This is a genomic window from Neokomagataea tanensis (assembly GCF_006542335.1).
Classification (GTDB): domain Bacteria; phylum Pseudomonadota; class Alphaproteobacteria; order Acetobacterales; family Acetobacteraceae; genus Gluconobacter; species Gluconobacter tanensis.
Window position 1 is genome coordinate 738,772 of sequence record NZ_CP032485.1, and the last position, 21,124, is coordinate 759,895.

At 52.7% G+C, this 21,124-nt stretch carries 17 protein-coding genes; 8 read left to right on the plus strand and 9 right to left on the minus strand.

The features are described from left to right. The first annotated feature begins 79 nt into the window (after nt 1-79). The 3 genes from D5366_RS03485 to D5366_RS03495 are packed head-to-tail and all read left to right on the plus strand — an operon-like array spanning nt 80 to nt 6,044. On the plus strand, nt 80-3,244 hold the full coding sequence (locus D5366_RS03485) for an efflux RND transporter permease subunit (RefSeq protein ID WP_141492308.1): 3,165 nt from the start codon (nt 80-82) through the stop codon (nt 3,242-3,244). Further along, nucleotides 3,244-4,425, plus strand: coding sequence for an efflux RND transporter periplasmic adaptor subunit (locus D5366_RS03490; protein ID WP_141492309.1), 1,182 nt, complete (start codon nt 3,244-3,246; stop codon nt 4,423-4,425). The genes D5366_RS03485 and D5366_RS03490 overlap by 1 nt, the downstream gene beginning before the upstream one ends. Continuing rightward, nucleotides 4,422-6,044: an efflux transporter outer membrane subunit gene (locus D5366_RS03495; protein ID WP_141492310.1), complete on the plus strand. Its 1,623-nt coding sequence runs from the start codon at nt 4,422-4,424 to the stop codon at nt 6,042-6,044. The genes D5366_RS03490 and D5366_RS03495 overlap by 4 nt, the downstream gene beginning before the upstream one ends. 37 nt (nt 6,045-6,081) lie before the next feature. Here the strand turns inward: D5366_RS03495 and D5366_RS03500 are convergent, their stop codons facing one another. Next, nucleotides 6,082-6,954, minus strand: coding sequence for an EamA family transporter (locus D5366_RS03500; RefSeq protein WP_141492311.1), 873 nt, complete (start codon nt 6,952-6,954; stop codon nt 6,082-6,084). Between the two features lie 82 nt (nt 6,955-7,036). On the opposite strand from D5366_RS03500, the gene D5366_RS03505 reads away from it, so the two are divergent. Next, nucleotides 7,037-7,534, plus strand: coding sequence for an Lrp/AsnC family transcriptional regulator (locus tag D5366_RS03505; RefSeq protein WP_141492312.1), 498 nt, complete (start codon nt 7,037-7,039; stop codon nt 7,532-7,534). 5 nt (nt 7,535-7,539) lie between these two features. Here the strand turns inward: D5366_RS03505 and D5366_RS03510 are convergent, their stop codons facing one another. Genes D5366_RS03510 through accD form a run of 3 tightly spaced genes read right to left on the minus strand, consistent with a single transcriptional unit; the run spans nt 7,540 to nt 11,326 of the window. After that, nucleotides 7,540-9,048 carry a replicative DNA helicase gene (locus tag D5366_RS03510; RefSeq protein WP_141492313.1) on the minus strand — a complete coding sequence of 503 codons (1,509 nt, stop codon included), beginning with the start codon at nt 9,046-9,048 and terminating at the stop codon, nt 7,540-7,542. A gap of 57 nt (nt 9,049-9,105) precedes the next feature. After that, complete coding sequence (locus tag D5366_RS03515; protein WP_141492314.1) at nt 9,106-10,449, minus strand: bifunctional folylpolyglutamate synthase/dihydrofolate synthase; 1,344 nt, start codon at nt 10,447-10,449, stop codon at nt 9,106-9,108. A gap of 4 nt (nt 10,450-10,453) precedes the next feature. Further along, entirely contained in the window at nt 10,454-11,326 is an 873-nt protein-coding gene (gene accD / locus D5366_RS03520; RefSeq protein ID WP_141492315.1) for an acetyl-CoA carboxylase, carboxyltransferase subunit beta, read from the minus strand. A gap of 230 nt (nt 11,327-11,556) precedes the next feature. Here accD and D5366_RS03525 point away from each other — a divergent pair, with 230 nt between their 5' ends. Continuing rightward, complete coding sequence (locus D5366_RS03525) at nt 11,557-12,120, plus strand: HdeD family acid-resistance protein (RefSeq protein WP_141492316.1); 564 nt, start codon at nt 11,557-11,559, stop codon at nt 12,118-12,120. Here the strand turns inward: D5366_RS03525 and trpA are convergent. Continuing rightward, a complete protein-coding gene (trpA, locus tag D5366_RS03530) occupies nt 12,117-12,929 on the minus strand; it encodes a tryptophan synthase subunit alpha (RefSeq protein ID WP_141492317.1) in 813 nt (270 codons plus the stop codon). The genes D5366_RS03525 and trpA overlap by 4 nt on opposite strands. Beyond that, the gene (gene trpB / locus D5366_RS03535; RefSeq protein WP_141492318.1) at nt 12,926-14,167 is read right to left on the minus strand and encodes a tryptophan synthase subunit beta; all 1,242 of its coding nucleotides are present in this window, start codon (nt 14,165-14,167) and stop codon (nt 12,926-12,928) included. The genes trpA and trpB overlap by 4 nt, the downstream gene beginning before the upstream one ends. A 319-nt stretch (nt 14,168-14,486) precedes the next feature. On the opposite strand from trpB, the gene D5366_RS03540 reads away from it, so the two are divergent. From D5366_RS03540 to D5366_RS03550, 3 genes are all read left to right on the plus strand, one after another. Next, nucleotides 14,487-16,223 (plus strand): Hint domain-containing protein, encoded by a 1,737-nt coding sequence (locus D5366_RS03540; protein WP_141492319.1) that lies wholly within the window; start codon nt 14,487-14,489, stop codon nt 16,221-16,223. Nucleotides 16,224-16,365: 142 nt separating this feature from the next. After that, the gene (locus tag D5366_RS03545) at nt 16,366-17,481 is read left to right on the plus strand and encodes a glycosyltransferase family 61 protein (protein ID WP_141492320.1); all 1,116 of its coding nucleotides are present in this window, start codon (nt 16,366-16,368) and stop codon (nt 17,479-17,481) included. 81 nt (nt 17,482-17,562) lie between these two features. Beyond that, a complete protein-coding gene (locus D5366_RS03550) occupies nt 17,563-18,582 on the plus strand; it encodes a magnesium transporter CorA family protein (protein WP_141492321.1) in 1,020 nt (339 codons plus the stop codon). 2 nt (nt 18,583-18,584) lie between these two features. Here the strand turns inward: D5366_RS03550 and D5366_RS03555 are convergent, their stop codons facing one another. Genes D5366_RS03555 through D5366_RS03565 form a run of 3 tightly spaced genes read right to left on the minus strand, consistent with a single transcriptional unit; the run spans nt 18,585 to nt 21,008 of the window. Next, on the minus strand, nt 18,585-19,019 hold the full coding sequence (locus D5366_RS03555) for a DUF934 domain-containing protein (protein WP_141492322.1): 435 nt from the start codon (nt 19,017-19,019) through the stop codon (nt 18,585-18,587). Further along, the gene (locus D5366_RS03560; protein WP_141492323.1) at nt 19,006-20,679 is read right to left on the minus strand and encodes a nitrite/sulfite reductase; all 1,674 of its coding nucleotides are present in this window, start codon (nt 20,677-20,679) and stop codon (nt 19,006-19,008) included. Before D5366_RS03560 ends, D5366_RS03555 begins: the two co-directional genes overlap by 14 nt. Next, nucleotides 20,676-21,008: a DUF2849 domain-containing protein gene (locus tag D5366_RS03565; RefSeq protein ID WP_141492324.1), complete on the minus strand. Its 333-nt coding sequence runs from the start codon at nt 21,006-21,008 to the stop codon at nt 20,676-20,678. Before D5366_RS03565 ends, D5366_RS03560 begins: the two co-directional genes overlap by 4 nt. Nucleotides 21,009-21,124 lie beyond the last annotated feature (116 nt).

Sequence of the window (21,124 nt, forward strand, 5' to 3'; positions counted from 1 at the left end):
TTACGAGACTAAACCGAGATGAACCATTAGCGTTGGAACAATCCTTCAAAGCTAGTCACAGGATTGGAACTGCCGCTCCATGAATGCCATCGTCGTGACCGCGCTAAGGCGACCACTTACCTTCGTCGTCTTATCGATCTTAATTGTCATGTTCGGGGTCATGTCGATCTTCAAGACACCGACAGACGTCTTCCCGAATATTAAAGTTCCTGTCGTTGCCGTAGTCTGGACCTATCCCGGTCTGCTGCCTCAGCAATTTGCAGGGCGAATCACATACAACTTCGAGCTCTCCGTCACCACGACGGTACAGGGCATCGAGCATATGGAATCGGACAGCTATTACGGCCGCTCCATCGTTCGAATCTATTTCCAGCCAGGTACCGAAGTCGGCACAGCCGAGGCCGAAGTTACAGCTATTGCCCAAACCATCTTGCTAGGGCTGCCGCCAAAAGTACCAGCCCCGATGATCATGGCCCTGAACCCTTCTCAGGTTCCGGTCATCGCATTGCAGGTCACTTCGCAAAAACAAACACCTTCGGATTTGTTTAAGCTCGGCGTCATTTCCATCCGTCCGCTCCTCGCCACCGTCCCCGGTGCCGTCGTAGCCCACCCCAATGGTGGTATGGACAGCTTCGTGATGATTGCGCTGAACCAAGATCAACTGCGCGCGCATCACCTCTCCGCGGCAGACGTACAACAAGCGATGCGCGACCAGAACATCGTTCTGCCCGCTGGTGACCAGAAGATCGATTCGACCGACTGGATGGTGCAAACCAACGCCACCCCAGAAACGATGGATGACATTGCCAATATTCCCGTCAAGCGCGTCGGCAATGCTGTAATTTACATCCGCGATGTCGCTGAAGTTTACCGCGGTGGTCACCCACAAACCAACCTCGTGCTGGTCAAAGGCCGCCAAGGTGTGGAGATGATCACTCAAAAGAGCGGCTCCGCCTCAACCCTCGACGTCGTCGCCGCTACAAAAGCCCTTCTCCCACGTCTACGCGCCATTCTTCCACCAGATGTACACGTCTCAATTCTCTCTGACGCATCAGTCCTGGTGAAAGATCAAATCCACGACGTGGTCCAAGAAATGATCACAGCCGCCCTTCTTACAGGCGTAGTGGTTCTCCTCTTCCTTGGCTCATGGCGCTCTACCGTCATCATCGCAACCTCCATCCCCTTGGCCATTTTGTGCTCCATCATAGCCTTGGGCTGGGCGGGTGAATCCATCAACGTGATGACCCTTGGTGGTCTGGCGCTCGCCGTCGGTATCCTTGTGGACGACGCAACCGTGATGATCGAAAACATCGATACCCACCTTGAAATGGGTAAAGATCTTGAACTCGCCATCATCGACGCAGCCAACCAAATCGTCATTCCAACCTTCGTTTCAACCACCTGCATCTGTATCGTCTGGCTCCCCCTCTTCGAGCTGGACGGCGTTGCAGGCTTCCTCTTCATGCCCATGGCAAAGGCCATCATCTTCGCGATGATTGCGTCCTTCATTCTGTCCCGTACCTTGGTCCCAACTATGGCCAAGTACCTCCTCGCGGGTCAGGTACACCACGCTCACGGACATGATGCACACCCACCAGCACCGAAAACAATCTTCGGTCGCTTCCAGCAAGGCTTTGAACGCCGCTTTACGGCCTTCCGTAACGGCTACAACGATGTGCTGACACGCTGCGTCGCACGCCGCAAAGCCTTCGTAAGCATCTTCCTCGCCTGCTCTCTAGCATCTTTCGTACTCTACGCATTTGCTGGCCGTGACTTCTTCCCAGAGGTTAAATCTGGCGCCCTGCAAATGCACATGCGCGCGCCACTCGGCACACGTATTGAGGTCGCTGGCCGCATCGCAGCCTTGGTTGATGATCGCATCCACCAAGACCTGCCCGGCAAAGTCGAAAACATCATCTCAAATTGCGGCCTTCCAGAAGGTCCACACAACCAAGCCTTCATGCCAACACCAAGCGTCGGCACGCAGGATTGTGACCTGACCGTCGCTCTCAAAGACCCGGAATCACCCGTCTGGGAATACCGTAAGCTGCTGCGCAAAGATCTGTCCGCACGCTTCCCCGGCACGGTATTCACCTTCCAACCGGCTGACCTCACTACTCAAATTCTGAACTTCGGCTCACCTGCCCCAATCGATATCCAAATCGCGGGCCCGAGCATTTCAGACAACTACAACTACGCACGCCACATCATCGGCCAACTCCGCCACGTTCCCGGCGCAGCAGACGTCACCATCCAACAAACGATGGCAACGCCTACACTGATGGTAAACGGCAACCGTACCTTTAGTCAGGCCACGGGCATCACCGAAAACGATCTGGCTACCAACGAACTCCTGACCCTGTCCGGTTCCGGTGTTGTTGACCCCCAGTTCTGGCTTGACCCAGAAGACAACGTTACCTTCCCGCTCAACGTTTATACGTCACAGGACCAACTCACCCACCTGACGGACCTGCTGACCATTCCTGTTGATAAGGGCGATGGCGACCCGAACGACAAAACACAGCTTCTCGGCGCTTTGGCTGACGTTGTCGCCACCGGCACACCGGGCGAAGTCTCACACTTTAACTCGATGTCTGAAATTGACATCTACGTCTCAGCAGAAGGCACCGACCTTGGATCTGTCCTCAACGGCGTAAACGATGTGCTGGCACACGATAAGAACAACGTGCCCCGCTCGTCAGACATTACCGTTCACGGTCAGGCCACAACAATGCACGGCGCATATACCCAACTGGTTGAAGGCCTGCTTGTATCAATCGTACTTATCTATCTGCTGATTGTGGTGAACTTCCAGTCTTGGCTGGACCCCTTCATCATCATTACCGCACTTCCTGGCGCATTGGGTGGCATTGCGTGGGCGCTGTTCCTAACCGGCACGCGTCTCTCGGTTCCAGCCCTTACAGGCGCCATCATGTGCATGGGCACCGCCACGGCAAACTCAATTCTCGTGGTTTCCTTTGCCCGTGAACGGATCGAAATCCACGGTGACGCGCTTAAAGCCGCCATCGAAGCCGGGTTTGGCCGTATCCGCCCCGTACTCATGACCGCTCTGGCCATGATCGTGGGCATGGTCCCAATGGCTACTTCCAACTCCACAAACGCACCACTTGGACGTGCTGTGATCGGCGGCCTTATCGTCGCAACGATCTCCACACTGCTCTTCGTACCCTGCGTTTACGCTATCCTCCACAACCGCTCATCGCGCCAGAAGGAAACCGTCTGATGGCCACTTCTCCTAAACTCGTCGCCGTCGCGGGTGGCTGCCTCCTAGCGCTCTACGCCGGCTATCTCGTCGTTGAAAAAGTCCATGCGTCTTCCGCCCTTGCGGAAGAAACAAACGCCAGCGCCATACCCAATGTCTCGATCATCGCACCTCAAAAATCTCCTAGCAAAGTCGCCCTGACACTGCCCGGAACGATTGATGCATGGTACCAGGCACCAATCTACGCGCAGGTCTCAGGCTACGTGAAGATGTGGTACAAAGACTACGGCGCACACGTTAAAGCCGGCGACGTCCTCGCTGAAATCAACGCCCCTGCGCTTGATGCTCAGTACGCGCAAGCCAAAGCGGATCTCGCCTCCGTAATGGCCAAATACAAGCTGGCCACCGTCACCGCTGAGCGCTGGCGCGCAATGGGCCAGTCAGAAGCGGTATCCGGTCAGTCCGTCTCCGTTTCAAACGCAAACGAACAATCCGCTCGCGCAGACTTTGACGCAGCCCAACGCAACGTTGATCACTTTGAGGCCCTTGAGCGCTTTAAAACAATCGTCGCACCTTACGACGGCGTCGTGACTGCACGTAACGTCAGCGTCGGCGATTACGTAAACAGCGGCGGCGGCAGCGTGGACTCGGCTGGTGGTGCCTCAGAGCTCTTTACAGTAGCGGACACACACCGTCTGCGTATGTTTGTCTCGGTGCCAGAAGTCTTTTCCTATGTTCTACAGCCAGACCTAACCGCTGAAGTAACGGTCCCACAGTACCCAGACCGCAAATTCACAGCGCAATTCCTCACAACCTCACAAGGCTTCGACCCCAACACCCGCACAGCCATTACTGAATTCACGATGGAAAACAGTAAGCAAGAACTCTGGCCAGGCACCTTCGCTTCAGTCGCCCTGAAAGCTAATAACGAACACTCACAACTCTACGAACTACCCTCATCTTCTTTAGTATTTGAAGAGAAGGGCATGACCGTCGCTACAGTGGATGCCAACAGCCACGTTCACTACAAAAAGGTTGTCGTGGGACGTATGGCCGACAGCTCAACCGAAATTCAAGCTGGCATTGATAGCAGCGACCGGGTCATCGACAACCCACCCGCCGACCTTCTTGAAGGCGATCAAGTCCACATCGTAACCCCACAACGTGGCTACAACGAATCTGGATTCGGAAAATCAGAATGAACCTGCGCCGCCTTAAAAGCCTTAGCCTCGCTGGCGGAACAGCCCTGTCCCTCTTGGGTCTGTCCGCCTGCGACCTCGCCCCAACCTACACTCCGCCAACCTTTGTCGTGCCAGAATCCTGGCACGGCCAAGGCCCCTTTGGCATAGCCACCCCGGCGGACAATACCCTGCCCACCGATTGGTGGATCATGTTCGATGATCCACTACTCAACACGCTCGAGGCACGCGCCAGCACGCAAAATGCTGACCTTCAAGCCGCCGCAGAACGCTTTACCCAAGCGCGCTCCCTCGTTGTGGAAGCACGTTCAGAACTACTCCCCCATCTAGGCCTGAACGCTGGCGCCTCGGACAACAAACAATCCGCAGACCGCCTCTTCCGCAACGGCGCTACCCTGACGCAAACTCAGGAGATTTACCAAGGACTGGCTTCTTGGGAGCCCGATTTCTGGTCTTCCATCCGAAATCACGTCCGCGCTGAAAAACAAAAAGCTCAGCAACGCGCCGCCGATTACGCCATGGCGCGCCTCAGCCTCCAAGCTGAACTCGCCCGTGACTACATCGAACTCCGGGGCTACGACGCGCAAATTGCCATCTATTCGCAATCCATTGCGTATTACCAGCGCGCCATGCAAATCACTGAAACCCAGTTAAAATTCAAAGCGGCCCCACGCCTTGACCTCGCACGCGCACAAGCTCAGCTTTACACATCACAGGCTGCCAAGCTTGATGTCGAAGCCGCACGCGAGGTGACAGAGCACGCCATCGCTGTTCTAACCAACACCTCTCCGTCCAGCTTTCACATTCCACAAATTGACAAGCTAAGCTTCCACCAACCAACCATCCCAGCTGGCATCCCGTCCGAACTGCTTCAACGCCGTCCTGACATCGCCTCAGCCGAGCGCGAAATGGCACAAGCCAACCGTGAAATTGGCATCGCACGTGCTGCTTTTTATCCGCATATCGCGTTTAACTTCGGTGGCGGCTTCGAGTCCAACGGGTTTGACCTCGCAAATCTCGCAAACTCTCTCTGGACCTACGGCGCAAGCTTTGACATGCCCTTATTCGATGGTGGTCTACGCCGTGCCGAACTTCAGCGCACATGGTCTGCCTATCGAGAAACACGCGACGAATATCGCGGCACAGTGCTCTCCGCCTTCCGGGAGGTGGAAGATGGGCTCTCCCGCACAGACCGCCTAAACCGCGAAAACAAAGCGCTTGAGCAAGCCGTCGCAGCCAATCTGCAAACTCAGGGCATGACCATGACCCTGTATCAAGGTGGCGTCGGCACTTATCTGGAGGCAATCTTCAGCCAAGAAAATACACTCGATAGCCGCATCCATCAGGTCGAAATCGCAACACGCCTCTACCAAGCTGACGTTGACCTCATTCGCAGCCTCGGCGGTGGTTGGAACGTAAAACTTCTGCCCACAATGGATCAGACGCTTTCCATTGCGCCTTTCCAGTATGACGGCCTGCGCAATCCTGCACCCGTCGGGGACATCACAGCATCACCTCACCCAGAGCAGTTTGAAAATCTTGCCGCACCTGCCCCATCCACCCCGGGCAAAGGCACAGGCGCATCACTTGCTCCCTTACCAACAGGCGTATTGAACAAATAAACCTGTCACCTGCGGGGCCGGATGTCCCGGCCCCGCATCACGCACCAGCTGGACGCACTGTCAGCGCACTTCCTGCAGCAGCAAACGTCACACAAAAAATAGCAGCGACCTGCAACCAAGTCAGTGTCTCGCCTAAGATAACAAAACCCGCGAGCGCACCAATAGCTGGGGCCGCACTCAGCAACATTCCAAAAACATGCGCTGGCAAAAGCCTCAACGCTTTCACTTCCAGCGAGTACGGAATTGCACTTGATAAAATAGCCACAGCCAAGCCAACCGCCCACACATTGAGCTGCATTAGACTGGAACCAGCCTCAATCAACCCTATCGGCGCAGTCACCATCATAGCAACCGTCATGCCTATAGCCGCCGCATCTCCACCCAAGACAGGTGCCACTCTTTTTCCGCACAAAACATAAAATGCCCAGCACGCACCTGCCCCAAAGGCAAAAACTACCCCCAAAGGGTCCAACGCTTGCTGGACATGCAGGGGGAGCAGCAGAATAAGACCAAAAACGATTAGAGCCATCCAACAAAAATCAATCCACCGCCGAGAGCCTAACAGCCCTAAAAGCACAGGGCCGCTCACCTCTATTCCCAGAGCCACTCCCAACGGTATCCGCGCAAATGCCTGATAAATTGCACTATTCATCACACCAAGCATAACGCCGTACAAAACGACATACGGCCAGATACCCTGCGGAATTGACCTCCGCCACGGACGACGAAGCGCCAACAGCAAAATCGCTGATAACCCAATGCGTAAAACAGCCACGCCATATGGCCCAACGCTTAAAAATAAGTGTTTTGCAAAAGCCGCACCGATATTCTGCGCAATAAGGGAACATACAATAAACCCTGCACCAAGAACTGCTGGCTTATCGCGCTCAAGAGAATCAAATGTCATCATGCATGAGAAAATAACTCGAAACACCCGAATAAGGCGCCCATACTTTAGTTATTAAACGCAAAAAATTCTCAAAAGGCATGCCATGAATAAGCAAAAAACACGCCACCACCGCCCGCTGGATCGCTTTGACCGTGCAATCCTGCGCATCTTGCAGAAAAATAACCGTATCCCCCAACGGGAAATTGCTGAACAGATTCACCTATCAACCGCCGCAGTACAGCGCCGTATCTCCGCCCTTGAGGCGGACGGTATTATTCAGGGCAATGTCGCACTCGTCGCACCAGAGGCGCTCCGGTCCACCATCTCAATTATTGTCGAAGTACACTTTCAAAACGACCGCTCAACCATTATTGAGCCCGCAAAAGCGCTTTTCCAAAATACCCCTGAAGTGCAGCAATGCTACCATGTCAGCGGCAATGGTGGCTTTATCCTCATCATGCTCGTCGAAGACATCACGCATTATGCTTTGTTGAGCCAGCGCCTCTTTGCCGATAACGATGCAGTCGCCACTTATCGCACATTGGTCGTACTCGACCGCATCAAAACCGGTACAGAAATCCCTATCCCGGACGAGCCCTGAAAAGCCTATTCGTGGATGAGGTCCAAGTCACCAAAGCGCGTAAATTCACCCTCGAAGTACAACTGCACCGTACCTGTCGGCCCGTGACGCTGCTTTTCCAAAATAAGCTCCGCCTTATTGTGGACAAGCGCCATCTTACGTTGCCACTCTTCGGTTGCCATTTGGAATTTATCGTTGCTGTCATACGCACTATCCTTCGGCATACGCTGCTGAAGGTAGTACTCATCACGATAAACAAACATCACGGCATCCGCGTCCTGCTCAATCGAGCCAGATTCACGCAAATCCGACAACATCGGGCGTTTATCTTCACGTGATTCCACCTGACGAGACAACTGGGACAGCGCAATCACCGGGACCGATAGTTCCTTTGCAATCGCTTTCAACCCCTGCGTAATCATCGAAATTTCCAAAACACGGCTTTCGGGTCTGGTACCAATCGCCGGGCGCATCAACTGCAAATAATCGACCACAACCAAGCTCAAACCCTGCGTTCTGGACAGGCGGCGGCACCGCGTCCGCATAGCGGAAAGTGAAATGGCTGGCGTGTCATCAATGTAGAGCGGCAATGACTGCAATTCGCGCGATACCCGCACGAAGCGGTCAAATTCTTTTTGGCCAATATCACCTCGACGGATTTTTTCGCCTGAGACTTCCGCTTCACTCGACAAAATACGCGTTGCCAATTGTTCGGCTGACATTTCCAGCGAGAAAATTGCGACTGAACCTTTAGGCTTTTGACTTCCCTCCTGCGCATCACGCATTAATGCACGTGCTGCAGAAAACGCCACCTTTGTGGCCAAAGCCGTTTTACCCATCGCCGGGCGGCCTGCCAAAATAATCAAATCAGACGGATGCAAGCCACCTGTCCGCTTATCCAAATCGCGCAGCCCAGACGTCAAGCCAACAACATCGCCCGTCCGCTTAAACGCCTCTTGTGCAATATTGACCGCCGTCGCCAAAGCATTCCCGAACGAGACGAACCCGCCATCTTGGCCACGCTCTGTAGCAAGTTTGAACAACGCCTCTTCAGAGGCAGATATCTGGTCCGCCCCGTCAAGATCGGCACGCGCACCATAGGCGTTATTAACAGTCGTCTCGCCTATTTCTATGAGCTGCCGCCGGATCCACGCATCATGAATAACGCGACCATAATCCCCGGCGTTAACGATGCCCACCATGGCCGTCAGCAGCTTGGCGAGATAACCCGGCCCGCCAGCAGCTTCGAGGATACCCGTATGCTCAAACTCTGCACGCATCGTGACAGGGTCCGCGAGTTGACCCCTCTCAATCCGACGGGCCACCGCTTCATATACACGGCCATTGATCGAGTCCGAAAAGTGACCTGGTTCCAAAAAGTCCGAGACGCGCTCATAAGCTTTGTTGTTGGTCAGAATAGCCCCAAGCAACGCTTGCTCAGCCTGAAGGCTAGAGGGGAGCGCCCGTCGTAGCAGCGCAGTCAGCCCACCTTCTGAGGTTTCTTTATTCGCTGCTATGCCCGTCGCTTCACTCATAAACCAAACACCCGTTTGCTCAAAAAAACTGCTCTACAACCGCAGGAACAAAAATTTTTATTGGGCCAGCCAACCATCTTGCTGCAGCACAACACCAGCCAGATAGAGGCTGCCGCAAATTAAGACCCTGGCAGGAAGAACACTGTCTTGCCCTGCACTCTGCTTCGCCTGCTCGACTATGGCCTGCAATGCAGCCCGCACAGTCGGCCCAGAACGCGCAACACCACCTGAAGCCACTATAATGTCGTCGACGGAGGAAGCCATGTGCTGCCCATCCTCTGAAACAGCCCAGACGCTAGCCGCATGCGCGAGCAACGGCTCAAGGAAGCCGCGCACATCCTTGCTTTGCTTGACACCCGCAATGATGTGGATCGGGCCGTCTTGCCATTGGCTCATAACTTCAGCCAACACTGCCCCAGCCCCGGGGTTGTGGCCACCATCCAGTATCAACTCCCAACCATCCGGCAAGCTCTGCGCCAGTGCACCTTTTAAGGTTTGCAAACGGGCAGGCCAGATAGCCTGAGCGATACCACCATAAGCTTCATCAGGCAGACCAATCCCCGCATAGCGCAGAGTCGCAACTGCAACAGCCGAATTTAGAGATTGATGCGGACCTAACAGACCGGGCTTAGGCAAAATCAGCTCGCCGAAAGCATCGCTGTAAACCAGCCCAGAACGCTCAGCAGAAACAGAAAAATCCTGCCCCAGAACAAAAAAGTCTGAGCCCATTTCCTCTGCCTTGGCGCGTATGACAGCCAACGCTTCAGGCTCCTGGGGCGCAACGACAACGGGAACACCACGCTTAATGATGCCCGCTTTTTCTCCCGCTATCGCAGCGAGCGTATCTCCCAAAAAGGCCTGATGATCCAAACTTACAGGCGTAATAACGCAAGCACGAGGCGCTGGAATCACGTTGGAAGCATCTAACCGCCCACCCAGCCCGACTTCCAGAACGACCAAATCCGCCGGATAGCGCGAAAACAGCAAAAAGCCAGCCGCCGTCAGAACCTCAAACACCGTGATAGGTGCGCCGTCGTTGATGCGCTCCACTTCTTCTAGGACATTAACCAAAACATCTTCCGTCACGAGTCTACCCGCAACACGAAAACGCTCCGTTACATCCACAAGATGCGGACTGGTCATAACGTGCACACGCAGTCCTGCATGCTCCGCTATAGCCCTCAAATTGGCGCAAGTGCTGCCTTTCCCGTTTGTTCCAGCTACATGGATAACAGGGGGAAGATGACGTTCGGGGTTGCCCAAACGGGCCAGAAGCGTCTCCAACCGCCCAAGGGACAAGTCAATGAGCTTTGGGTACAGCACCTGCAGCCGTTCCAAAACAGCCCCGGGGCGCCCACGATACTCACTTGCCAGCACCGCTGGCGCACCCAAATCTGCCATAAAATTACTCAGCTGCTTCCGCTACTGGCGCTGGCTGCTTGGTCAACATGCCAATCAAACGCCCCAAAAGCGCCTTCAATTCCGAACGCTTTTCGACAATGTCTACCATACCATGCTCACGAAGGTACTCAGAACGCTGGAACCCCTCCGGTAACTTTTCGCGCACAGTATCCTGAATAACGCGCGGCCCCGCAAATGCGATCAGTGCATTCGGCTCAGCTACATGCACATCACCAAGCATTGCGAAGGATGCTGAAACGCCACCAGTCGTCGGGTTCGTGAAAACAACAATGTACGGCAACCCTGCCTCACGCAGCATTTGCACACCAATCGTCGTGCGCGGCATCTGCATCAGGCTAACCGCGCCCTCCTGCATACGCGCACCACCGGAAGCCGTATAAACAATCAGCGGCGCTTTTTGCAGCACAGCCAAGCGACACGCCGCGACAAAAGCCTCTCCTAGGCCAGCACCCATGGTCCCCAGCAAAAACTCAGGTGCCATAACAGCTACAACGGCGTCCTGCCCCTGCACCTTGCCATGTGCCACCAAGAGCGCCTCATCCAACTGAGACTTGTTACGGGCATCCTTCAGGCGGTCCGTATAGCGCTTCGAGTCACGGAAGTTCAGGGGATCAACCGGAACCTTGGGGATATCGATGCAGGTGTACTCACCGCCATCAAACGTCCAAGCCATCCGTTCACGCGCTGTCGCACGCATGTGATGACCGCAATGCGGACAAACCTTCTGGGCCTTTTCCAGATCCTTGACCAAAGCCATCTGGCTGCAAGAATCACAATTCGTCCAAAGGTTATCCGGCACTTCCCGCTGCAAAAGGCCACGGAGCTTCGGGCGCACATAATCAGTCAACCAGCTCATGTTGTCTCATCGCTCTCCACCCGTCCGATCACGCACAAAAAGAATGACGGGTTTATCTCAAAAGTCGGAACCGCCACCGGGTCCCTCGGTCATGTTATGCGCGTTCTAACGCCCAAGACGCTTTTACGCCAGCCTCTCCGCAACTTGCACCAGACAAACATGTTTACACACAAACAGAACCGAGTGCGCTATACGAGGCGTGTTTTGCCCTCCAACATAGATTTACTTCAATGATGCTGACACGCTACCAATTTCTAAAATCAGGCACAGCACTTCACGGCAGCTTCCGTATTGGCCTTTTTTTAATCACTTTAAGCATCATTTCCGCCGTCAGCACTTTAATAGATGACCCGGCAAATCAGACGCTGCTCGCCATGATATTTCTGCTTAGAGGCAGCGCACAAATGCTCTTTTCACAGCGCTATCGTCTCTTATCTTACTCGACTTATTGGCTGAGCAACCTATCAGCTACCTGCTACTTGGCAGGAGGCGCAGCACTGCTTGATGAGCCCGACTCCGGCTCACCTCTGCTGACTTTTATTTTATTAAGCTGCCTGACTTTTTCTGGCATCGCCCGTACATTTTGGGGCTGTACGCACCGCCACGTACGAAGCTGGAGCATCATGGCTATTAGTGGCTGCTTTACGGTACTTACAGGCTTCTTGCTCTATCTCAGCCTACCGTGGCCCACATCTTGGCTGTTAGGCGGATTGCTCTCGCTGGAGCTTTTCGTGGCGGGTGTTGCTGCCATTATACTAGCCGTGACAACAAAACCCACCGTAGAATGTGGCTAACTGCGTACAGCCTCTGCCAGTGCCTTAATTTGCTGCGTCACCGCCGGAACAGTGTGCTCCGTTGCACGGCCATCAACCAAAGTTCCCGCCAAAGTTTTAATAAGCGCCGAAGCAACCACGGCCGCATCGCCTATCTGCGCAGCGGCACGAGCCTGCTCCGGTGTTGAAATTCCAAACCCGACGGCTACAGGCACATCAGTAACGGCTTTCACCTTCGGCACAGCGGCTGCGAGCTGCTCGGAGGATGCACTCGCCGTTCCCGTAATACCCGTGATGCTCACATAATACACGAAGCCCCGCGCTTCGCGCAGAACATGCACCAACCGCTCATGTGAGGTATTCGGCGCGACCAGAGCAATAATATCAAGGCCATGAGCTTCCGCATGCGGGCGCAGCCACACAGCTTCTTCCGTTGGCATATCAACGAGGATAATCCCGTCGACGCCAGCGTCAGCTGCATCCCGGCAAAATGCTTCTGCACCGTAAGTATGGATTGGGTTGAGATATCCCATCAACACAATCGGCGTTGCCGCATCACCTTCCCGGAAGCGCCGCACCATATTAAGCACGCCGCTGACCGTAGAGCCTGCTTTCAACCCCCGCTGTGCAGCTAATTGAATTGTCGGGCCATCAGCTGATGGATCAGAAAACGGAAGCCCGATCTCAATAAGGTCCGCGCCGGCCTCCGGCATTGCCTTCAAAAGAGCGAGCGACGTTTCAAGATCTGGGTCATAAGCCTGTAAATAAGGGATGAGAGCGCCACGGCCTTCGGCTTTTAACGCGTCAAAACGCGCCTGAATACGGCTCACAGCTCAACCCCTACATGCTTAGCCACCGTGAAGATGTCTTTGTCTCCACGACCTGACAAATTCATTACAATAATCTGATCTTTGCCCATCGTCGGAGCAATTTTGACGATATGCGCCAGAGCATGAGCAGATTCTAACGCTGGCAATATTCCCTCTTGGCGAGAACAGAGTTGGAAAGCATCCAGAGCTTCCTGATCTGTCACACCGACATACTCAACACGGCCAATATCATTCAGCCACGAGTGCTCCGGCCCAATACCGGGATAATCCAGACCCGCGCTGATAGAATGCGCTTCATCAATCTGGCCATCCGCGTCCTGCAGCAGATATGTGCGGTTGCCATGCAGCACGCCCGGACGCCCACGCGATACAGACGCAGCCGTCTTGCCAGAATCAAGCCCAAAACCGGCTGCTTCCGCACCAATCAGCTTCACATCCACATCGTCTAGGAACGGATGGAAAATACCCATCGCGTTAGACCCGCCTCCAATAGCCGCAACAATCGCATCCGGCAGGCGCCCTTCAGCTTCCATAATCTGCTCACGCGTTTCCGTCCCAATAATAGATTGGAAATCGCGGACCATTTCAGGATAAGGATGCGGCCCAGCGACCGTACCCACTAAGAAATACGTGTCTTCAACATTGGCGACCCAGTCGCGCATGGCTTCATTCATGGCATCTTTCAAAGTGCCCGCGCCCGCAGTAACAGGCTTAACTTCTGCCCCCAAAAGATTCATACGGAATACGTTAGGCTTTTGGCGTTCAACATCCGTTGCACCCATATATACGGTGCACTTCAAGCCGAACAGCGCGCAGACCGTGGCCGTCGCAACACCGTGCTGCCCAGCTCCCGTCTCAGCGACAATACGGGTCTTGCCCATACGGCGCGCCACAAGAATTTGTCCCATCACGTTGTTCAGCTTATGCGAGCCCGTGTGGTTCAACTCTTCACGCTTCAGATAAATCTTTGCCCCGCCCAATGTCTCGGTCAGGCGGCGTGCAAACCAAAGCGGGCTAGGACGCCCAACATAATCGCGGTAGTAAAATTCCAGCTCTTCCCGGAAGGAAGGATCTGCCTGCGCTGCACGATAGGCTTCTTCCAACTCAAGGATCAGTGGCATTAGTGTTTCAGCCACAAACCGTCCACCGAACTCCCCAAACCACCCGCGCCCATCAGGCCCTGAACGCAAAGAGTTCGGGAGAGGCACCTGCACGGGTGTGGTAGTAGAAGCAGACATCGCTATTACACTCACTTCAGAAACGATAGGCAGCGAAGATACCAACTCCCGTCGCAATCGTCCATCAGGAGCCATCACCTCACAACCGATTATTTTGCCGAAACTGATACAAAAAAATAATTACAATAATAATTTAAATAATAACTAAAAATATACTGAAATAAATTTTTATTATTATAAGTGTTTAATATTTTTATGTAAATAATAAATATATACCTGAAAAAACAGCAGTATATACTTTTCACTAATATGTTAATTTAAAAAAAACTATTTATGTATCCAACAAACTGTAACACTATGTCTCAAAAGGAGAGAATCGATGGCAAATAAAACAATCGTCGTAAACGGGGTTACTTACCAATTTATTGGAAATGAGTATTACTCTGGCTACACGCTTTCCAGCACAGACCAAACGACCAATTTATATCTTGAAGGGGGAACGGGCACGTCCCAAGGCGCCAAAGGTTCAGGCGCACTCCTGCGGCTAAGCGGCACACAATCCGTTTCAAACGTCATCGTCAACTCATCTGCCAGCGTTAACGTCGGTGGGTCTGCAACGCTCAATAACGTCACCCTTGAAAACAATGGTTTTGTACAGGCGTTCCGAGGCGCCAAAATTTCGGGTGGAGAAGTTAAAAACGGGGGAATACTCTCGATACAATCAGGGTCCATCGTCAGTGGCGTAAAATTTGATAATGGCTCTATCCTGACAATACATATTAACAGTAAAAATTTCGTTAATACATCAATACAAAACCTCGATATTCAACAAGGAACAATTATTAGCGTCATTGACGATTCCGGCAACGCTCTCTCCCTCGGAGCAAAAATCGAAACCGTAAATGGCAAAAAAACTTTATATTTGGACACGGACCAAGGCTCTTCCAATAATCATCAAATAGTTATCGGTCTTAATAGTAACTCAACCTTTTCTGATCAATCAAACTTTAGCCGATACAATCGGACCGACCCTTATTCGCAACCTTACTCATCTTCATACCAAGAGCTGATCGTCTGCTTCCTCGCTGGCACGGAAATCCAAACGCCTACAGGCACAGCGCTGGTAGAAGAGCTTAAGGTAGGCGATTTAGTTAATGTTTGCGATCATGGTGAAATCATTACGGATCGTATTCTATGGGCCGGAAAAGCATCCTGTGAAATTAATCGCGACCTTCCAGATGACCAAGCTGGCTACCCAGTCCGTATCTTAAAAGACGCAATTTCTGAAAACATTCCTTACCAAGACCTATTAGTAACGGCGGAACACTGCCTTTTCTTTGATGGAAAATTTGTTCCTGTTCGAATGCTCGTAAATGGTAGATCAATCTTCTACGATAAATCTTTCTCTTCTTACGAGTATTACCATATTGAAACACTCAAACACTCAGTCATAATGGCCAATGGCGCTCTGACTGAAAGCTATCTGGATACTGGTAACCGCTCTTCATTCAGAAGCGGAAATATTTTCTTCTTAGGTCATAACGCCAAATCATGGGAAATGGACGCTGCTGCGCCATTAAGTACTGACCGCAGCACTGTTGAACCGCTTTTTTTAGATCTGAAAACACGGGCTGAAAAAAAATCCTTCCCCCTGCAATCTCCGGAACAACAACTGACGCATGAGCCCATGCTCTCTCTGTTGACGGATACGGGTTCATACCTTGAGCCCATCCGCACGTCGAATGGACATCATGTTTTCATCATAACGAGCGACGTCCGCAGTGTACGAATACTTTCGCGTGCATCTCGCCCTTGCGACGTCATGGGCCCCTATTGGGACGACCGCCGCCTCTTGGGAGTTGCTATCTCAGCAGCGCACATTTTCGAGTGGAACCGCAAAACGCATATCACATCATACCAGACGCTTGATACCCTTGAGGGCTGGCACACGCTTGAAGCGGATACAACTACCCGCTGGACATCAGGCAATGCGGTCCTGCCATTGGAACGCAATCACCCTGAAGAACAGGCTATTTTAAGCTTAAAGATTCAACCTGGCACCTACTTAATCGACGATGCTGAACGTCCAACCATGCACGAGCGCTTAACTGCTTAACTGCTTAACTGCTTAACAGAGACTTTCCTGCCTAATCGAGCAGGAAAGTCTCTTTCCAATACCGCAAAACTGTTTCACCTTGCCCGAACCCCAAATTTATTCAATTAATCCGCTTTATTCTAACGGTCGGGACATATCGCGTATGTTTTTTCTAAAACGCATTTTCCGCCGCACAATTAATAAAACTTCGCCTGACGAGCCGCTGACGCTCCTCAACACTGCTTCCCGCATCAAAATCTTGGACAAAACGGCCTCTTACCCTGCTCAACTAGCTTTTAAAGGGTGCCTACCCTCAGGAGCAGAATCTCTTTTTCAACAATGGGCTTCCAGCCCTCTTACCCTGCGCCAATACGAACTCGAAAATGTCGTGCTCGATACCGCATCCATGATTTTCTTTAAAAACGGGCGACCTATAATCGACACAGCCTATTTGCAATCACCCGACGTTATTCCTCTTCTAGCCGTACAGGAAGAAACTCTCATTCCCGCACCGGCCGGTCAAAACGTAATGGCCGCATGCTTCGACCACTGGCACCTAAACTATTATCATTGGGTCACGCACACACTTCCAACACTCTTCCACCTGTCCCAAAATCATTACAAAGGGGGCCTCATTCTACCCCCACTCACGTCTTGGCAAGAAGAAACCATACGCATGTATGGCTTTGACCCAGCCCATGGCACGCGGACAGAACCGGGAAAACAATATGCGTTCAAAAAAGTAATCTACACGGACAATGTCCGTGGCGCGGCTGATTTCTCCGTCTCCCCTTCCTCACGCCAAGCATACAAATCCCTAACAGATAAATTTCCAGCAATGGATGAGAGCAGTTCCCCCCTCAACCTTTTCATTGAACGTGGCTCAGCAACAAACCGCTCTGTAAATAATGAAAACGAATTGGCGAAAGCTCTCGCAGAAATAGGCTTCACAATCATCCGCCCAGAGACTCTCAGCGTAACAGAGCAAATTCGCCTTTTTTCCAAAGCACGCTTTGTTATGGGGGCTTTGGGGGCAGGCATGGCGAATTTAGCATGGTGCAAACCCGGCACAATTATATGCGAACTCGTGCCACAACAGCACCCTAACCCCTGCAACCTTGCTCTGGCGACGCAAATGGAACTGCCTTATTGGGGCGAACCTATAGAAACAGGCATCGAGGCAGCCAGTCACGTCACGGCAGCTGAAAAAGGCTTCGATATTCCAACACTCATACAGCGCGCGAAAGAACTTTTAGCGCTTGCAGGCCCTTTACACTAAGGCGGCAATACAGACAGCTCACCTCGCCCGGTCGCCTCGCTTAAGTTTGAAAAACCCAAAACCACACGGTTATTCTGCCCCATGCTGCTTACCCGCCCCACCGGAACCCCAGCCTACGAAATGGGCCCACATACACGCTTGAACGCTATTCCGTGGATCGACTTGCTGAACCCCACGGAAGAAGAAATAAACCTTGCGAGCGAGAAACTCGGCTTCCACATACCCAGCCGGGCAGAACTTAATGAAATCGAAAGCTCCTCGCGTCACTACGAGCGCGAAGGAATACTTTATCTTTCCGGACCTTTAGTCAGACGCTACGACACAGGCCCTATTACGCGCCCCGTTGGCTTTGTTGTTTCCCCAACCCACCTCGTCACTATCCGCTACGCTGATTACATAGCCTTTGATGCAATTGGCCTCCAACTGGCCGAGCACAGTGCTGACGCTCCCCCACCCAGCCCCGCCGGCTTGTTAACAGACTTAATCGACGAGATTATTAATCGCCTCGCGGACCTTCTGGAGAATGTAGGCCATACGCTAGACACCCTCTCACGCCAAATCTTTGGCAGCGATGAGCGCAAACATCGCGCCCATGCCAGTCATACACTTCGTACAACGCTCAAGCGCCTCGGTAACACCGGCGACCTCGCCTCAATGATCCGCGACTCACTACTTTCTATTGATCGTATCCGGCTTCATCTATCGACGGCCAATAAACAAGACCTCTTACCTACGCACATCACCAATCCGGCCGAAGATAGCTCCAGCAAACTGCTACATAACAGGCTCGAAATTGCAGGGCGTGACATCACTTCCCTCAACGAGTTCAACACTCAAATCAACAACAAGGTCCAATTTCTGTTAGATGCCACTCTAGGCTTCATTAATATTGAACAGAATGACGGCATGAAAATTCTGACCGTTGCAAGCTCGATTGGAATAATGCCAACCCTCATTGCCGGAATTTACGGCATGAATTTTCGTATTATGCCGGAACTGAACTGGAGCTTCGGCTATCCTTTTGCGATAGCCTTAATGCTCGTGTCTATCGCCGCGCCACTCTACTGGTTTTGGCGTCGCGGCTGGCTTACACGCCTTTAAAACTAGCGTGCTACTCGCGTACCAACATCCAAAACATGTTCCGGCAGAACCGAGCGCTGAAACGAAACTGCATATCGTGCAATTTGCCTCTCCCAAGGCCCCGTGTCGCTCCCCTCAGGCAAGTCAACACTATCCACCCCGCACCGTTTCAAGAAATCGGCCTGATCGGGCAAAACATGCCCATCAGCGCGAATTTCGCCACCGTAACGCAGATATTCCCGTAGTTCCCGGGCTTGAGTGAAGCCCCGACCATCGCGAAAAATCGGAAAACGCAGCACGATAAGTGCGAGACGATTCAAGTATGGCTTTAGAGCAGAAACATCGTCCGCACTTTCTAAAACAACAGAGCGCACCTCTCCTTGCTCTGCCAATTCAGCAAGTGTCACGGGCTCATCGTATGAACCCGGCTCACGCTCACCAAGCTTAAACAACGTCATATGCCGCTTCCTTGAATGGAGTCTCACCCACACGTTTCAACGTTTCCAGAAAGCTTTCTTTCCCTGAGCGTTCTTTTAAGTATCGATCTACAATCCGCGCGATCGCGTCAACCGTATCATCCTCGGGCAAAGCGGGACCTAGTATTTTCCCAACAGCGGCTTGGTCGTCCGCGCGGCCACCCAACGTCATTTGGAAAAACTCTTCACCACGCTTATCCACGCCCAATAGGCCAATATGCCCGGCATGATGATGGCCGCAGGCATTAATGCAGCCCGAAATATTAATTTGCAGGGCGCCTATCTGCTCTTGCAAACTCATATCTGCAAAACGCGCACCTAGTTTTTGCGCTATCGGGATCGAACGTGCATTTGCCAAAGCACAATAATCCAAACCTGGGCACGCAACTATATCGCCAATCAAACCGAAATTCGGAGCACCTAGCCCCACCTCGACCAAGCCGCGCCACAGATCGTAGAGTTGGTCCTGCCGCACATGCCCGAAAACAACATTCTGCAAGTGAGTCGTCCGCAACTCACCATACGCGAAGCGCTCCGACAGCCCTGCCAAACGATCCAATTGGTCTGCCGTGACGTCCCCCGGTATTTCCCCCGGGGTTTTAAGCGATACAACCGCGATAATATGCCCGGCTGCCCTGTGTGCATGCGTGTTGCTTCTCACCCACCGGTCGAACACAAAGTCACGTGCGCGCTGCTCCGCCAAAACATCGGCGGCATTATCAGGGGCATTTAAATCTGGGGATGCAAACCGGGCTTCGATAGATGAAACCATCTCAGGGCTGAGGCGGTAACGCGCCACGTCCATCTGCGCGAGTTCCGTTTCAACAGCCTCACGATAGGCTTCAATTCCCAAGGCTTGCACCAAAATCTTAATACGCGCCTTGTAAATATTGTCACGCCGGCCATGCGCGTTATACACTCGAATAATCGCTTCAAGCGTTGCCAGCAAACGCTCTTCAGGCACAGCAGGATATAATTCCTGCCCGACAATGGGTGTACGTCCTAAACCACCACCCACAAAGATCTGGAAAGCAACGCGGCCATCGCTTCCCGGGCGGGCAACAACCCCGATATCGTGAAAGCGTGCTGCCACACGGTCATTTGGACTACCCGAAATGGCAATCTTAAACTTACGTGGCAAGAACGTAAATTCTGGATGCAACGTAGACCATTGACGCAAAATCTCTGCATGTACGCGCGGATCTACCAATTCATCTGCCGCCGCTCCAGCAAACTCATCCGACGTCACATTGCGAATGCAATTACCCGACGTCTGCAGGGCATGCATGTCTACATCAGCGAGCAGCCGCAAGATATCCGGCGTATCTTCAAGGCGTATCCAGTTAAACTGAATATTTTGTCGCGTCGTGAAATGGCCGTAGCCCCTGTCGTAACGCCGCGCTACATCAGCAAATGCGCGAACCTGCTGAGCATTAAGCGTCCCGTAAGGCACCGCTACACGCAACATATAGGCATGCAGCTGGAGATATAAACCGTTCATCAATCGTAACGGTTTGAACTCATCCTCGGTGAGCGATCCATCCAAACGCCGCGCGACCTGCTCAGAAAATTCCCCAATACGCGCTGAGAGAAAGTCACGGTCTACCTGATCGTAATGATATTGCCCGATCGACACGCTCATGCCCCGACTCCTTCTTGCGCCGTATAAGCAAATTGCGGATGCACCGTCGGCCCGAAAGCCCGAATGCGTTCCCGCATCGTCACAGGCATTGGACCCGTTTCTTCGGGGCGCACAGCAATCTCGTAAATTCCAACAACACCATCACTTTGCGCGCGGCTTTGAAGCGCACTGACACGTTCTACAGCAGCCTCAGGCTCAAACACGTTGGCGCGCTGCATCCTCGTCAGCCAAATGTCATCTGCAGCTAACCAGACAATAGCTCCATCCAGCAGACGGTTAGCCGTAATAACAACGCCTTCCCCCGCCCCGACGCGTAGCGCGCGCTTCATGGTGCCCACTCCTCATCAACATTCTGCGCAATACAGAATTACCGAAATCGGAAGGTATAATGATTGATAATGGTGAAATATGGAAGAGGATTCACGGAAATTCGTCGCAAAATCCT